Genomic DNA, 16272 nt, shown 5'->3' on the forward strand with positions numbered 1-16272 from the left:
GCCCGTCCACCGGCCGCTGCGCGCGGACACCCGCCGCTGACCTGGACGCCAGATGCGCTACCGCTGCCGGATAACGCCTCTGGCGTCCAGGTCTGACTCGACGCTGAGCGTGGCGGGGTCACCTGCGTCCGTCCGCCGGGCTACCGGCGGGTGAGCGGGATGGTCGTCCGGGTGGTCACCCCGTTCACGGTGACGGCGAGTTGGACGGCACCGCTGGAGCGCAGCCCGGTCAATCGGCCGGTGGCCGGGTCGAACCAGGCGGCGTGCCAGGGCCGCAGGCCACGCGCCGGTCCGATGTGGAGGTCCGGCGAGCCGGACCAGTCGGCCGAGAGCGGGGCGGCGACCGGTACCTGCCGGCCACCGGGCTGGGTCACCGTGGCGGTGACGGCGACTGCCGAACCCACCGGCAGGCTGGACGGGGCGGCCAGGGTCAACCCGTCCACGTGCGCCCGGGTCTGCGCGCTCACCCACTCCGGCCCCTCGGCCAGCGGGTCGCGCCGGGCCGCCGCCGCCTCGGCCGGGCTGACCGGATCGACCCCGAACATCGTCCAGCCGCTGAACCCGCCCAGGTGCGGCGCGGTCGACGGGTTCTTGCCGGCGTTGCCGTTGATCAGATACGGCACCCCGTCGACCCGGTCGGCGGAGAAGCTGCCGACGTGCGCGCCGACGAAGAGCGTGCCCTTGCCGGTCTCGCGCTGGAACTCGGCGAGCCACCGCTCCAGCAGCGCCGCCTCCTTTCGGTCGCCGAGCTGGCTCGCCCTGGCCGGCGTCGGGTCCCGGGGCGCGTGGTGCTCCAGTACCACCACCGAGCCGACGGCCGGGTCGCGGGCCGCGCCGTCCAGGGCGGTACGCAGCGCCAGTACCTGCTCGATGCCGCCGCCGCGCAGGCTGCCGGTGGAGGTGTCCAGGGTGACGAACCGGGTCCGGGTGCCGCCCCGGTGCGGGGTGTGGTCGAAGACCCGGTAGGTCTGGCCGAAGACCGATCGGAAGTTCGTGATCGGCGCCCCCATGATCTCGTGGTTGCCCGGCACGTAGTGGTACGGCAGCGCGCCGCCCAACTCCTCGTCCAGGATCCGTTTGGCCAGCGCGAAGTCCTCCGGATAGGCCGTGTCGACGAAGTCCCCGTTGATCACCAGGAAGTCCGGCCGGGCCGCCTTCACCTCGCGCAGCGTACGGCGGGCCTGGGCGACCAGGTCGCTGTCCGGGTTCGCCGCGACGAACTGGGCGTCGGAGAGCACCGCGAACCGCCAGGGCGCCCGGTCGACGCTGCCGTCGGTCAGCACCACCCGGTCGGTGCGGAGCGGTTCGGCCGGCGCGGTCACCTCGGACGGCACCCGGGCGACGATGTCGTCGATCACCACCTCCCCGGTGTACGCCGCCGCCGCGTCGGTCTCGGCCACGTAGAACCGGCGGATCCGCACCGGGTACACCACCCCGGCCGGTACGGCCAGCTCGACGTAGCGCCAGCCGGTCCAGTCCAGGTACGGGCCGCGCAGCACGTGCTGCTGGTCGAGCGCGTCGTGCAGGTGCAGGCTGGGCCACTCGCCGTGCCCGTTGGCATATATCCACATCCCGAACGACTGCGGCTGCCCGGCCACCGGGATGTACGCGGGCGGATCGGCGTACGCGGCCCGGGTGCCGGTGGACTGGCCGAAGTCGTACGCCAGTTTCAGGCCGGTGCCGGTGCGGCCCGGCACCGGGGTGGCCGAGCCGGTGGCCCGGGCGGCGCTGAACCGCCAGCTCGCCGCGTCGTCGAACATCGCCACCGGTACGTCGGTGAGCCCGACCGTCACCGGCAGCACCGTGCTGACCGCGCCGACCCGTACCGTGACCAGCCCGGCGCCGCTGTCCGCCTTGGCCCGCACCGCGAGGCTGCCGTCGGCGGCCGGGGTGACCTCCAGCAGGTCCCGGTCGTATTCCAGGCGCAGGTCGGCCGGCTCGATCGGCGCGATGTTCCCCTCGGCGTCGTAGCCGACCACGCCGAACGACCCGGTGCCGCCCGTGCCGGCCAGCCCGACCTTGTCGACCGTGCCGTCGATCCGGGCCAGCGGACCGAGCACGGTCAGCGGCAGTTCGCCTCGCGCCCGGCCCCGGGACGCGCTGACGGTCACCTCGCCGGAGCGCCGGGCCCGGAAGACGCCGGAGGAGTCGACGGTGCCCCGGGACGACGGCTCGGCCCGCCAGCTCGGCACGCCGGCCGCCGGGCCGTACGTCTCGTCGTAGCCGGCCGCCGACAGCCGCCGGGTCAGCCCGGGAAAGACCCGGTCCGGGCGCCCGCCGCGCACCGGCCCGACGCCCGGCGCGGCCACCGGGTCGAGCACGGTCTTCACCCAGTACGCCCGCAGCCGCCCGCTCCCCTGCGGGGCGAAGAGCGCGAGCCCGTTCGGCACCGGCCGCTCCGAGCCGTCCGACGGGCTGTTCTCGACCCGTACCGCCGGCTGGCCCGGCTCGCGGGCGAGCAGCGTCGACGAGCCGCCGCCGTCGAGGTTGAGCGCGTTGTGCGCGCCGAGTTCGGCCATCATCCGGCCCAGCTCGGTCAGCGTCACGCCCCGGCTGTCCGCCTGGCGTCCGTCCACCGTGAGCAGGAACATCTTCCGACCGTCGGCGGAGAACCCGACCGCGGTCCGGGGTTCGGGGTTGACGTCACCGATCTCCTGCGCGACACCGTCCCGGACCAGTACCCGGTTGCCGCCGATCGCGGCGCGCAGCGTGCTGCCGTCCGACGGCTTCGGCGCGTACCGCAGGTCGACCGGGTCGCCGGAGCGCAGTGCGGCGAGCGCGTCGGCGCCGGCCTCCCGGCCGAGCAGCACCGTCGTACCGGCCGGGATCGGGCCGGTGCCGGCGGCCGGGCTGACCGTGCCGACCCGGCCGCCGACCAGGGTGACCTCGGTGACCCGGCTGGCGCCCTCGACCGCCCGGGTCCGGGAGTACGACCCCCAGAGCGGGGTGAAGACGCCGACACCGCCGGCCGCGACCATGTTGTTGAACTGGGTGAGCGTGACCGGCCCGGTGGGCAGGGTGGCGGTGCCGTCGAAGTGCACCTGGACCACCCGGCCCACACCCTCGGCGGTCACCCCGACCGCCTCCTGGTGCCCGGCGACCGGCGACTGGACCAGTTCACCGCTCCGGATGCCGACGCCCTGGGCCGCGCCGGAGTTGTTGATGTCGAAGAAGTCCCCGTTGACCGCGGCCACCGCACCGGCCCGGTCGACGGCCCGGCGCAGCGGTTCGGCCCGGGCGACCTCACCGGAGTTGACGTAGTCGACGGTGAGCCCGCCGGTCAGGTCGGCGGTGAGCGCGTCGGCCCGCAGCCAGCCGTTGGCGTCGTACCGGTCGAAGGAGGTCAGGTCGAGCCCGGGCGCGACCGGCCGGGTCCGGGTGTCGGTCACCAGCCCGTCGGCAGCGGCGGCCGGGACCGGTGCGGACGACGGTGCCGGGTACGACGAGGCGGCCGGAGCCTCCTCCGGCGCGGTGCCAGCGGCCGGCGCGGGCTGCGGTGGGAGGCGCACCGGTTCGGCGTGCGCCGGGACCGGGCCGGCGAGGGTGAGGGACGGCACCAGGAGCAGCAGCCCGGCGAGGCGGGCGGTTCGGCGGCGGGTCACCATGCCCGGTAGTCAACCGGACGGCGTATAGAAGTTTCAATAGTTGGCGATTGAACCGAAGGAAAATTCCATCAGCCGCCCCGGGTCCCGTTCCCGGACGACACGTCGGCGCCGGCCGGCCGGTACCCGCCGCCGAGGACGTGCTCCCGGCCCCAGGCGCCGAGCGGCTCCAGCGCCGCGTTGAGCGAGACACCGAGCGGAGTCAGCGAGTACTCGACCCGGGGCGGCACCTCGTCGTAGACCTCGCGGTGCACGATGCCGTCCGCCTCCAGCTCCCGCAGGTGCGAGGCGAGCACCTTCTCGGTCACCCCCGGCACCAGCCGGCGCAGCTCGCCGAAGCGGCACACCTGTTCGCCGAGTGCCCAGAGGATCAGCACCTTCCACTTGCCGCCGACCACGGCCATCGCCGCGTCGATCCCGCAGACGTACGCCCCCGGCGCTCCCGGCCGCCGTACCGTCGGCATCGCCACCCCTCCCCACCAGCTCACTTCCCCCGGGGTAACCACCCACTTCACAGTGCGTACTTGAGCGCCCCGGCGGGCGGCGGCAAGTCTACGAGCATGGAACAGGACACCACCGCGAGAACTCCGCTGACCCTGCTCGGGCTCGGTGCCATGGGTACCGCGCTCGCCCGCGCCTGGCTCGCCGCCGGGCATCCGCTGACCGTCTGGAACCGCACCGCCGCCCGGACCGAACCGCTGGCCGCCGACGGCGCCACGGTCGCCGGCACCGCTGCCGAGGCGGTGGCCGCGAACGGCCTCGTCGTCACCTGTCTGCTCGACGACGCCTCGGTCCGGCAGGCGCTGGCCGACGCCGACCTGACCGGGCGGGACCTGGTCAACCTCACCACCAGCACACCCGGCCAGGCCCGCGCCCTCGCCGACTGGGCGCAGCAGCGCGGCGCCCGGCTGCTGGACGGCGGGATCATGGCGGTCCCACCGATGATCGGCCTCGCCGGCTCCGGCGGCTACGTCTTCTACAGCGGCTCCCGGGACCTCTTCGAGGCGCATCGGCGGGTGCTCGCCGTACCGGCCGACACCCGGTACGTCGGCGCGGACCACGGCTTCGCCGCCCTGCACGACGTGGCGCTGCTCAGCGCGATGACCGGGATGTTCGCCGGAGTCGCGCACGCCTTCGCGCTGATCCGCCGGGAGGAGATCCCGCCGAAGGACTTCGCCCCGCTGCTGGAGGGCTGGCTCACCGGGATGGCCCCGTTCGTGCACCTGGCTGCCGCACAACTGGACAGCGGCGACTACGTCACCGGCACGGAGTCCAACCTGGCGATGATGGTGGCCGCGAACGAGACCCTGCTGACCACGGCCCGGGAGCAGGGGGTCAGCACGGAACTGCTGACGCCGTACCTGGACCTGATGGCGCGCCGGCTCGCCGACGGGCACGGCGCGGAGAGCGACACGGGAGTGATCGACCTGTTGCTCCGCTGAACCGGCCCGGAACCGCAGCGTGGGGCCCGGCCGAAACTCGGCCGGGCCCCACGAACGTGCCCTCAGGATGCCGGAGGTGTCACTCCCCCGGCGTCGACTTCGCGATCTGCATCAGGAACTCGATGTTGGTCCGGGACTGCTTGAGCCGGTCCAGCAGCAGATCCAGCGCGGCCTGCGAGTCGAGCGAGTGCAGCACCTTACGCAGCTTGTGCGTGATGGCCAACTCCTCCGGGGCCAGCAGGATCTCCTCCTTACGGGTGCCGGAGGTGTGGATGTCGATGGCCGGGAAGACCCGCTTGTCGGCGATCTTCCGGTCCAGCTTCAGCTCCGCGTTGCCGGTGCCCTTGAACTCCTCGAAGATGACCGTGTCCATCACGGAACCGGTCTCCACCAGCGCGGTGGCGAGGATGGTCAGCGAGCCGCCGTTCTCGATGTTCCGCGCCGCGCCCAGGAACCGCTTCGGCGGGTAGAGCGCGGTGGAGTCGATACCGCCGGACATGATCCGGCCACTGGCCGGCGCGGCCAGGTTGTACGACCGGCCGAGCCGGGTCACCGAGTCGAGCAGTACGACCACGTCGTGGCCCAGCTCGACCAGGCGCTTGGCCCGCTCGATCGCCAGCTCGGCGACCGTGGTGTGGTCCTGCGGCGGACGGTCGAAGGTGGCCGCGACAACCTCGCCCTTGACCGAGCGCTGCATGTCGGTGACCTCTTCGGGCCGCTCGTCGACGAGCACGACCATCAGGTGGCACTCGGGGTTGTTGTGGGTGATCGCGTTGGCGATCGCCTGCAACACCATGGTCTTACCGGCCTTCGGCGGCGACATGATGAGCGCCCGCTGACCCTTGCCGATCGGCGTCACCAGGTCGATGACCCGGGTGGTCAGGATGTGCGGCTCGGTCTCCAACCGGAGCCGCTCCTGCGGGTAGAGCGGGGTCAACTTGTAGAACTCGGGACGCCGCTTCGCCTCGTCCGGGTCCATCCCGTTGATGGTGTCGAGCCGGACCAGCGGGTTGTACTTGTCCCGCCGCTGCTCGCCCTCGCGGGCCGCGCGCACCGCGCCGGTGACCGCGTCACCGCGACGCAGGCCGTACTTCTTGACCTGGGACATCGACACGTAGACGTCGTTCGGGCCGGAGAGGTAGCCGGTGGTCCGGACGAAGGCGTAGTTGTCCAGCACGTCGATGATGCCGGCCACCGGGACGAGCACGTCGTCCTCGTTGACCTGCGGCTCCCGGCCGCCACCGCCCTCGCCGTTCTCCACCCGGTCGCCCCGGCCCCGGCGCCGGTCCCGGAAGCGGCTACGCCGGCTGCGCCGGCCGCCGCCCTCACCGTCGTCGTCGCCGTCGTTGTCCCGGTCCGCCGAACGCTGTCCACGGTCGTTCCGCGACTCGCCGCGCTCGCCCCGGTCGTTCCGCTCGTTGCGGTCCCGGCCGTTGCGCGACTCGCCCCGGTCGGCGCGGTCTCCGCGCTCGCCACCGTCGGTCCGCTCGGCACCCTCGGCCCGCTCCGCGCGGTCACCGCGATCGGCACGCTCCGCGCGGTCACCGCCACGCTCGGCCCGTTCCGGACGGTCGGCCCGCTCCGTCGGCGCCGCCTCGGTCTCCACCTCGGCGGTGGCGGCAGCGGCCCGGCTGGACCGGCGCGACGTCCGGACCCGACCCTCACCGCCAGCGGCGGTGGCGGCCGGCACCTGCTCGGCGGCCCGGCGCTCACCGTCCGGCCGGTCGGTGCTGTCCCGCACCTCGGCCCGGACCTCTTCGCGAGCCGGCGCGGCCGCGGCCGACACCTCGGCGCGCGGGCGCGGCGCACCGCCGCCCGCGGTGTTGGTGGCACCAGCCTGCCGTTCCGAGATGGCGGCGATCAGCTCGCCCTTGCGCATCCGGGCCGTACCGGAGATGCCGAGCGACGCGGCCAGGCTCTGCAACTCTGGCAGCAGCATCGCCGACAGCCCGGTGCCGGTCCGCCGACGACGGGTGGCGCCTGCGGTGGCTTCGCCAGCGACGTTGGAAACATCCGACGTCACGTCGGTGGTGTCGCTCAATGGATTCCTTCCCTCGATAAGGCCGGGGCTGCCCGTGGCCCGAAGTGCTGGCTGGCCGGGCGGCCTCGGTACACCCGTCTCGCTTGACGCGTCACGGGAGTCTGTAACACAGCAGCCGGTTGGTTTCCCGACCCACCAACATCGGTGGGCAGGTCTCGCCGCCTGCGGCGACCTGTGGAAACTGCGGTGCGGCGTAGACCTAGGCAGGGGTGAGACGGGCTGACCGCCGAGAGCTTCGGGGGTGCACCGACCCGCAGGAGTCGCATTGCTTCGCGGCTGTGCTAAGTCTAGAGCGTAATCAACTCTTCCGACCTGCGGCAACAGGGTCCCGCTCGGCGTGTCCCAGTGTACCCCTATCCACCCGGGCCCCGGCTACGTCTATGGGCAACCTTTGCGCAGTCCAACCCATTCCCGCCGGGAAATTCTCATCGCTGCTGGTGAGCGCGAGAATCGACGGGCCCGCCCCACTGACCACAGCCGGCACACCAGCCGCACGCAACTCGGCCAGCCGGGCGGCGGTGCCGGGCATCCCGGCCGCCCGGTAGGGCTGGTGCAGCCGGTCCTCGGTCGCCTCGAAGAGCAACTCCGGATCGGTGGTCAGGGCGTGCACCAGCAGGGCCGCCCGGCCGGCGTTGCGGGCCGCGTCGGCGTGCGGCACCGTCGCCGGCAGCGCCGCACGGGCCGTCGCGGTCAACCCGCGCTCCTCGGGTACGAAGACCGTGGCCCGGAGCTGCGGCGCGACCGGCAGCCGGACCGCCCGGGCCGTACCGCCCGACTCCGTCCAGGCGATGGTGAACCCGCCGAGCAGGCACGGCGCGACATTGTCCGGATGTCCTTCCAACTCGGCCGCCAGCCGCAGCGCCGCCGCGTCGTCGAGCTGCCGCGTCCCGTCCTCGACCAGGGCCCGGGCCAGTTGGATCCCGGCGACGATCGCCGCCGACGAGGAGCCCAGGCCGCGCGCCTGGGGGATCCGGTTGACGCACTCCACGGCCAGCCCCGGCGGCTGACCGCCGAGGGCGTCGAAGCCGGCCCGCATGGCCCGGACGACGAGATGGTCGTCGCCGGTCGGCAGCTCGCCGGCGCCCTCTCCGGTCACCTCGACCCGGCAACCGCTCGGTGCCGTCCGGGCGCTGACGTCGTCGTAGAGCGCCAGCGCCAGGCCGAGCGCGTCGAAGCCCGGCCCGAGGTTGGCGCTGGTCGCCGGCACCCGGACCCGGACCGGTTCGGAAACGAAGGTCGGCCGCATCGGCTCATGCTAGGCGGCCCGGTGCCGGCGCCGGACTCCACCGTCCGGGCCCTGGGACGGCGCCGACCGTCCCCGGGCCCGGGCGTGCCGGTCAGGCCGGCTCGGAATCCTCCGGCCCACCGCTGCCCCGCTCCGTACTGTCCGGCCGTCCACTGCCCGGACCGGAACTGTCCGGCTGCCTGCCGCCGTCCGGACCGGTACTGTCCGGACCGGTACCGTCCGGCTGCCTGCCGCCGTCCGGACCGGTACCGTCCGGCTCCGTCGGTGGCCCGGCCGGGCCGCCGGCCCGGGACGGCTTCGCCGCCCGGCCGGCCGAACGCAGGGCCAGCCGCAGGGCGTACTCGATCTGGGCGTTGACGCTGCGGATGTCGTCCGCGGCCCACCTCGCGATCGCCTCGTAGACCTGCGGGTCGAGCCGGAGCAGAAGTTTTTTGCGTTCCGCCATGGGCGCGCGAACCTAGCCGTAGAGGGAACCGGTGTTCACCACCGGCTGGGCGGCCCGGTCACCGCAGAGCACGACCAGCAGGTTCGCCACCATCTGCGCCTTCCGTTCCTCGTCCAGCTCGACCACGTGCTCCTCGCGCAGCCGCTCCAGTGCGTTCGAGACCATACCCACCGCACCTTCGACGATCTTGAACCGGGCACCCACGATCGCACTCGCCTGCTGGCGGGCCAGCATCGCCTGGGCGATCTCCGGGGCGTACGCCAGGTGCGTGATCCGGGACTCCAGCACCTCCACGCCGGCCAACTCCACCCGTTCGCGCAGCTCGGAGGTCAACTCGTCGCTGACCACCGCACTGTCCCGCAGGCTGGCCCGGCCGGAGTCGTGCGCCTCGTACGGGTAGCTGGTGGCCAGGTGCCGGACCGCCGCCTCGGACTGCACGGCGACGTACTCGACGTGGTCGTCGACCGCGAAGGCGGCCCTGGCGGAGTCGACCACCTGCCACACGACGACGGCGGCGATCTCCACCGGGTTGCCGTCGGCGTCGGAGACCTTGAGCCGGGCGGTCTCGAAGTTGCGCACCCGGAGCGTGACCTTCTGCCGTGCGGTGAACGGCCAGGTCCAGTGCAGGCCGGCCTGCCGGATGGTGCCCACGTAGCGGCCGAAGAACTGCACCACCTGAGCCTCGTTCGGGTTGACCACCGTGTATCCGGTGGCGACCACCGCGGCGAGGAGGGCGTAGCCGACCGCGACCACCGTGATCCGGAGGTCGACACCCGGCTCGTCGAGCACCGGCACGATGATCGCCACCCCGGCGGCGGCGAGGAGCAGCATGAGCGCGGTCGGAATGAACCCGGAGATCCGGAAGGCGGCTCGTTCCATGACATCTCCCTGCTAGCGATGTGATATCACGAGGATATCCAACGAGCGCCACCGCGTCGACCCGGCACCGGGCGGGCAGAGTCGACTCCGGCACCGGGCCGGCAGTACGTCGTCAGGGCAGTCGGGTCTGGTCCTCGGCGGCGTCCCGACCCCGCTGCGAGGCCGCGTAACTGACCGCCCGCAGCCGCTGGAGCAGGCCCCTGGGCCGCAGTTCCGAGCCGCGCCGGCCGTCCGGGTCGAAGGCGAGCGCGGCGTCCACCTCGGCGGGCAACCGCGTGCCGAAGACGACCCGGCCGAAGGCCCGCCATGGGCCGCGTACCCCGGCCGCCAGCAACTCCAGCCGGGCCCCCTCGCGGGCGGCGACCTCGGCCACCTCGTCGAGGGAACACCCGAGGGAACGGTCGGCCCGCGCCAGCAGGTACGTCCGACGACCGTCGAACCGGTACGCCAGCAGACTCCCGTACGGCCCGGCGAAGTCCCGGCGCGGCACGGGCAGGTGCCGGAGCAGCGGCGGCCGGCCGGTGCTGGAGAGCAGCAGGTCGAAGGGGCCACCGGCAACGTGCAGCCGGACGGCGAGCCCCAGCAGGTCCGGCCAGCCCTCCGGGGTCGGGGTGCCCCGGGAGAGCCGCACGGTCCCCGGGTACCGGCCGGAGCTGCCGGCCAGGCGGTCGGCGAGCGGCCCCGACAGCTCGACCTCACCGGTGAACGAGAGCCCGCGCGGATGCAGTACCCGGCCACCGCGCCACCGCGCGAGGCGGCGGCTCGCCCGAGCACCCGGCACCGTATCGATGCCCCGTTCTACCCACCCGCCCCTCGAATACTCACCCGGGGGGTGGCCCGCAAGATCGCACCCCGTCCGCGAAACAGTCCTCCCCTGGCGACGCGGGGGGCACTACTTCCCGGACAGCGACCCCTCCGTGGCGGGAACGGTCCCGCGAGGTGGTGCGGTCAGGAGGCGGCGCGGGGTGGGTCGGCGGGGGTCGCGGGGGTACCGGAGGCGGGGCTCTCGTCCTCGGAGGGGTCGAGGCGGCGGGTGGCGACCCACCAGCCGAGCGCGTAGACCAGGGTGGTCAGGCCGCAACCGGCCAGCACCACCCGCTGGTCGACGTGGTCCACCACCCCGGCCACCACGAGCTGGCTGAGCGCGATGGCCACGGTCGCCAACATCATGTCGGTGGCGAAGACCCGGCCCCGCAACCGGTCCGGCACCTCGGCCTGCAGGGCGTAGTTGGACATCACCCAGTTGCTGCCGCCGGCGAGGTGCGCGACGAAGACCAGGACCAGCACCAGCGGGAACCAGCGGGTCACCGACACGCCGAGGTAGCCGAGCCCGTACAGCGACATCGACAGGGCGAGGCCGGTGAAGAGCCAGGACCGGTGCTTCAGCACCCGGCGCATCAGCAGCGGGCCGACCAGCGCGCCGGCACCGCGTACCGCGAAGAGCAGCCCGGTGCCGATCGGGCCGACCCCGTAGAGGGTGGCCAGCAGCGGAAAGACGGTCAGCACGCCGTTGCCGAGGCCGACCGCGCTCTTCACGGTGACCAGGGCCAGCACCCGGGGGCGGTGCCCGATGTACCGCATCGACTCGCCGAGCGCCGCCCACGGGTTCGGCACCGGCAGGTCGCGGTCGCGCGGCTGCTGCATCGGCCGGCGGATCAGCCAGGTCAGGCCCGCCGCCACCGCCAGGGCGCCCAGGGCCACCCAGAAACAGGCGTACGGGCCGACGGCGGCGGTCAGCACGCCGCCGAGGGACGCCCCGACGATGCTCATCGTGCCCCACGCCGAACCGGCGATCGCGTTCGCTGCGGCCAGGTCCTCCGGGTCCACCACGTTCGGCAGCGCGGCCGAGGCGGCGGGCGAGTAGAACGCCTTGGCCACCGCCACCGCGCCGACCGCCACCAGCGCCAGCCAGGCGGTACCGGGACCGCGTACCCCGAGCAGCAGCACGATCGCGGCCAGCGCGGTGAGGTTCGAGGCGATCAGGATCCGCTTGCGGTCCAGCCGGTCCGCGACCGTGCCGGCGTACGGCAGCAGCAGGGCGAGGATGCCGTTGTCGACGGCGAGCACCAGGGCTCCCCACACCCCGCTGCCGGTCAGCTCCGGCAGGAGCACCAGCAGCGGCACCATCACGAACCAGTCGGCCCCGAAGACCACGAGTTCGGCGGTGAAGAGGCGGCGGAAGTCCCGATTCCGGGTAAGGACTGAAACGGCAGATGACACGTACCAGGACCCTACCCGCCCGGTGCCGTGCCCCCGTGCACGGACGAGGACCGGTCCCGGGTAGCGGTATCCAGCGCCACCCGGGACCGGTCCTCGTCGTGTGCTCTCCGGCCGGTCAGCTCAGCCGGTCGACTCTCCGACGGTCAGCTCTCCGTCGGCGGCAGCGGTGACCTCCGGCTCTTCGGCAGCCGGAGCACCTCGAACTGGTCGGTACCGTCGATCAACGCACCGGACGGCGCGGGATGCGCCGGCACCGGGCCCGGTGAACCACCGGCGCGGGCGCCGGCACCGACCGGCACCGGCTCCCCGGCCGGTACGCCCGCCCCGTCGCCGCCGGCCCCCGCCCCGGACCGGCGCCGCCGGATCCGCTCCTTGGTGTTCTCCACCATCGTGTAGAGGGTCGGCACCAGCACCAGGGTGAGCAGCGTCGAGCTGATCAGGCCGCCGATCACCACGATCGCCAGCGGCTGCGAGATGAACCCGCCCTCGCCGGTCAGCCCGAGCGCCATCGGCAGCAGGGCGAAGATGGTCGCGATCGCGGTCATCAGGATCGGCCGCAGCCGGCGGCGGCCACCCTCGACCACCGCCTCGACCACGCCCATCCCCTTGGCCCGGTACTGGTTGATCAGGTCCATCAGCACGATCGCGTTGGTCACCACGATGCCGACCAGCATCAGCACACCGATCAGCGCCGGTACGCCCAGTGGCGTGCCGGTGGCCAGCAGCAGGCCGATCGCGCCGGTCGCCGCGAACGGGATGGAGACCAGCAGGATCAGCGGCTGGATCAGGCTGCCGAAGGTGGCGACCATGATCACGAAGACGATCGCGATCGCGGCCAGTACCGCCAGCCCCAGGTCGGCGAAGGCCTCCTGCTGCTCGGCGCTGACGCCACCGATCTCGAACGTCGCCCCCGGCACCTCGATCCCGTCCAGCTTCTCCCGCAGCGCGGTGGTGGTGGCACCCAGGTTGGAGCCGGTCGACGTACCGCTGACGGTGATGCTGCGCTCGCCGTCGATCCGGGTCACCGCGAGCGGGCCCTGCACCTCGGTCACGTCGGCGATGTCGTCCAGCTTCACCACACCGGCAGGGCCGGGCGGCCCCACCGGCAGGGCCCGGAGCGCGTCGATCCCGGCGGGCGGCTGCCCGGTGCGCAGCACCACGTCCTGCTGCCGGCCGTCCAGCGACACCTGGCCGAGCGGGCTGCCCCGGAACTGCTGTGCGACGAGCTGCCCGACGGCCGCCTCGGAGAGCCCGAGCCGGGCGGCGGCGGCCCGGTCCACCTTGACGTCGATCCGGGGGGCGCTGTCGGCCAGGCTGCTGCGTACGTCGGTGACCTCCGGCGTCTCCGCCATCGCCTTGCTCACCTGCTCGCTCGCCCGGGCCAGTACGTCCTGGTCGGCGGCGCGGACGATCACCTGGATCTCGTTCACCGCACCGCCGCCGGGCCCACCGGCCCCGCCGAAGCTGAGTTCACCGGCGCCGGTCAGCTTGTCGAACTCCGCCCGGAGCGCATCCTCGACCTGCCCGGCGTCGGCCTCCTCGGCCAGCGCGACCGAGAAGCTCGCCTCGTTGGCGCTGCCTCCGCCACCGAACGGGTTGCCGCCGCCCCCGCCCACGGTCACCTGGTACGACTCCACCCCGTCGGTGCCGGAGAGCACCCGCTCGACCTGCTTGGCCGCCGCGTCGGTGGCGGCCAGGCTGCTGCCGACCGGGAGTTCCTGGCTGATGCTCAGGGTGTCCTGCCCGGAGTCGTCCAGGAAGTTCGTCTCCAGCCGGGTGGCCAGGCCGAAGGTGCCGAGCAGCACCACCAGGCCGAGGGCAACGGTGAGCCAGCGCCGCCGGGTCGCGAACCGGATCACCGGCAGGTACCCGCGTTGCAGCGGGCTGCGCAGCTCCTTCTCCTCGGCCGCCCGCCGGACCGCCTCCTCGGTCGCGCCACCGAACGCCTCCCGGAGGAACCAGTACGCCAGCACCGGGATGATGGTCAGCGACACCAGCAGCGAGGCGAGCAGCGCCACCGTGACGGTGATCGCGAACGGTGCGAAGAGCTGCCCGACGAAGCCGCCGACCAGCACGATCGGGGTGAAGACGGCGACCGTGGTGAGCGTGGAGGCGACGACCGCGCCGGCCACCTCGCGTACCCCGCCGAGGATGGCAGTGCGTTTGTGCTCGCCGTATCCGAGATGTCGTTTGATGTTCTCCAGCACCACGATGGAGTCGTCGACCACCCGGCCGACCGCGATGGTCAGCGCGCCGAGGGTGAGCAGGTTGAGCGAGTAGTCGCCGACCCAGAGCGCGATCAGCGCCACCAGCACCGACAGCGGGATGGAGACCGCGGTGACCAGGGTGGACCGGACCGAGAGCAGGAAGACCAGGATCACCAGTACCGCCATGACCAGGCCCAGCAGGCCCTCGGTGGTCAGGCTCTCGATCGACTTCTCGACGAACGGCGCCTGGTCGAAGACCACGGTGAGGGTGGCGCCGGAGGCGGTGCCGAGGTCGGCGAGCCGGTCCCGGATGTCGTGCGAGATCCGCACCGCATTGCCGTCCGGCGTGGCGGTGACCATGATGCCGAGGCTGTCCACGCCGTCGGTCCGGGTGAACGAGGTCGGCGCGGCGAGCTGCTGCCGCACGGTGGCCACGTCGCCGAGCCGGACCGGCCGGCCGCCGGACCGCCCGGGCAGGAAGATGCCGGCGAGTTCCTCGACCGAGCCGATCCGGCCGCCGATCTGGACCGTCCGGGTCTGGTCGGCCTCGGTCAGCGCCCCGGCCGGGATGGTGACCCCGTTGGCCCGCAGCGCCTCGCCGATCGCGGTCGGCGCGACGCCGGACGCGGCCAGCCGGGCCGGGTTGGGGGTGATCACCACCTGCTCGTCGCGGGCACCGGTCACCTCGACGGTACGGACACCGTCGATCGACTCCAGCTCCGGTACGACCGTCTCGGCGAGCTTGTCGGCCAGGGCCCGCTCGTCGCCGTTGCCGGCCGCCGCCAGCACCACCGCCGGCAGGTCGTCGGTGCTGCCGGCGATCACCTGCGGCTCGACGTTCTCCGGGAGCTGCGCCTCGATCCGGTTGAGCGCGGTCTGCATCTTGTTGACCGCGTCGTCCAGGTCGGTGCCGAACTCGTACTCGACCTGGAGGGTGGCGCTGCCCTCCTGTGAGGTCGAGGTGACCTTGGTCAGCCCGGCGATCCCCTGGATGCTGTTCTCGATCGGCTCGGCGACCTGCTCCTCCACCACCTCCGGCCCGGCCCCCGGGTACGGCGCGATGATGAAGGCCGCCGGAAACTCCAGCGAGGGCAGGAGCTGCTGCTTCAGCGACGGTACGGCGTACACGCCGAACGCCGTGATCACGATCGCGATGAGCGCGACAAGCCCCCGGTTGGCGAGACTGAGTCTGGCGAGGAACGACATCGGCGGGCTCACTCCTGGAGATCGAGTTGGCGCGACAGGTGTGATCGCGCACGTTCCGGGTCGGCGGCAGGAGAAAGTCTGCCTGACCCGGAGCACTGCCCCGGTGTCGGGGCGTTGGGCGCAGCCTGCGGGTCGACCGGCCCCGGAGGCAACCCCAGCTCAGCGCCCTCTCAGCTCAGCGCCCTCTCAGCTCACCGCACGGCGCCCGGACCCGGCCGCTGGCTCGGCCGGACGGAAGATCGGCCGGACGGAAGGCGGCCGCTGGCTCGGCTGACCGGGAGGGCCGGTGGGAGGGCCGGTGGTCCGAGGGAAAACGTCGGACCGGGCGCATAAGGTGGCCTTCGCAATCCTCTACAAAGGAGTAATGTGAGCCGCCTCCGTCGTACCCTGCTGGTCGCCGGCATCACCGTGGCCGCCTCGACCCTGATCCCACCGGCACCTGCCTCGGCCGACTCGGTCCTCGAACATGCCCACGCCCTGTTCCAGAGCAACGACAGGCACGTGTCGATGGACGTCGACGTGACCAGGCAGGACGGCAGCACCACGATCGACGTCGAATGGAGCGACCACGAGTGCGCGGAGACGGACGGGGCGTACGTCTGCGACCACGTCTTCCGGAACTCCCACGGCGTCCCGGTGCAGGACTTCACCTTCTCGCTGGCCGGGACGACCGTCTCCGCCCAACTGCCGTACCAGGAGATCCGGCGCCACTGCCGGACCGTCGAGGAGCAGGAGACCTGCACCGAGGAGTACGGCAACGGCGAGACCACTATCGAGGTGACCTGGACGCCCAACCACGAGCCCGAGCACTCCGAGCGGGTCGACGAGAGCGGCCGGACCGTGCTGACCGACCGCGTGGTCACCGCACTGTCCGGCACCGCGCACGGCCTCGGTCACGGCGGTCCGTCGAGCGTCGGTTGGCTCACCCGGATCCAGACCGTCGACCCGACCGCCTGACGACCGTCGACCCGACCGCCTGACGAA

The 16272-nt window shown here is 73.0% G+C and carries 11 protein-coding genes; 2 read left to right on the forward strand and 9 right to left on the reverse strand.

Annotation, left to right across the window (positions count from 1 at the left end; translation table 11 throughout):
• Positions 1–140: 140 nt before the first annotated feature.
• Both AAH979_RS26680 and AAH979_RS26685 read right to left on the reverse strand, forming a co-directional pair.
• Positions 141–3605: a phosphodiester glycosidase family protein gene (locus AAH979_RS26680; RefSeq protein ID WP_346260871.1), complete on the reverse strand. Its 3465-nt coding sequence runs from the start codon at positions 3603–3605 to the stop codon at positions 141–143.
• Positions 3606–3673: 68 nt separating this feature from the next.
• Complete coding sequence (locus tag AAH979_RS26685) at positions 3674–4066, reverse strand: helix-turn-helix domain-containing protein (protein ID WP_346260912.1); 393 nt, start codon at positions 4064–4066, stop codon at positions 3674–3676.
• 96 nt (positions 4067–4162) lie between these two features.
• Here AAH979_RS26685 and AAH979_RS26690 point away from each other — a divergent pair, with 96 nt between their 5' ends.
• Positions 4163–5044 (forward strand): NAD(P)-binding domain-containing protein, encoded by an 882-nt coding sequence (locus tag AAH979_RS26690; RefSeq protein WP_346260872.1) that lies wholly within the window; start codon positions 4163–4165, stop codon positions 5042–5044.
• Between the two features lie 79 nt (positions 5045–5123).
• Here AAH979_RS26690 and rho read toward each other — a convergent pair whose 3' ends face one another.
• The 7 genes from rho to AAH979_RS26725 all read right to left on the reverse strand — a co-directional run bounded on the left by rho (position 5124) and on the right by AAH979_RS26725 (position 15288).
• Positions 5124–7085, reverse strand: a complete 1962-nt coding sequence (gene rho / locus AAH979_RS26695) for a transcription termination factor Rho (RefSeq protein WP_346260873.1) — start codon at positions 7083–7085, stop codon at positions 5124–5126.
• A 298-nt stretch (positions 7086–7383) separates the two neighbouring features.
• Positions 7384–8331, reverse strand: coding sequence for a homoserine kinase (thrB, locus tag AAH979_RS26700; RefSeq protein ID WP_346260874.1), 948 nt, complete (start codon positions 8329–8331; stop codon positions 7384–7386).
• A gap of 91 nt (positions 8332–8422) precedes the next feature.
• Positions 8423–8776 (reverse strand): hypothetical protein, encoded by a 354-nt coding sequence (locus tag AAH979_RS26705; protein WP_346260875.1) that lies wholly within the window; start codon positions 8774–8776, stop codon positions 8423–8425.
• A 12-nt stretch (positions 8777–8788) separates the two neighbouring features.
• On the reverse strand, positions 8789–9655 hold the full coding sequence (locus AAH979_RS26710) for an SPFH domain-containing protein (protein WP_346260876.1): 867 nt from the start codon (positions 9653–9655) through the stop codon (positions 8789–8791).
• A 112-nt stretch (positions 9656–9767) separates the two neighbouring features.
• Positions 9768–10436, reverse strand: coding sequence for a phosphodiesterase (locus tag AAH979_RS26715; protein ID WP_346260877.1), 669 nt, complete (start codon positions 10434–10436; stop codon positions 9768–9770).
• 167 nt (positions 10437–10603) lie between these two features.
• Positions 10604–11875, reverse strand: a complete 1272-nt coding sequence (locus AAH979_RS26720; protein WP_346260878.1) for an MFS transporter — start codon at positions 11873–11875, stop codon at positions 10604–10606.
• 143 nt (positions 11876–12018) lie between these two features.
• Positions 12019–15288: an efflux RND transporter permease subunit gene (locus AAH979_RS26725; protein ID WP_346260879.1), complete on the reverse strand. Its 3270-nt coding sequence runs from the start codon at positions 15286–15288 to the stop codon at positions 12019–12021.
• Positions 15289–15654: 366 nt separating this feature from the next.
• On the opposite strand from AAH979_RS26725, the gene AAH979_RS26730 reads away from it, so the two are divergent.
• The gene (locus AAH979_RS26730; RefSeq protein WP_346260880.1) at positions 15655–16245 is read left to right on the forward strand and encodes a hypothetical protein; all 591 of its coding nucleotides are present in this window, start codon (positions 15655–15657) and stop codon (positions 16243–16245) included.
• Positions 16246–16272: the final 27 nt, after the last annotated feature.

Source organism: Plantactinospora sp. ZYX-F-223 (assembly GCF_039649625.1).
Lineage (GTDB): Bacteria > Actinomycetota > Actinomycetes > Mycobacteriales > Micromonosporaceae > Plantactinospora.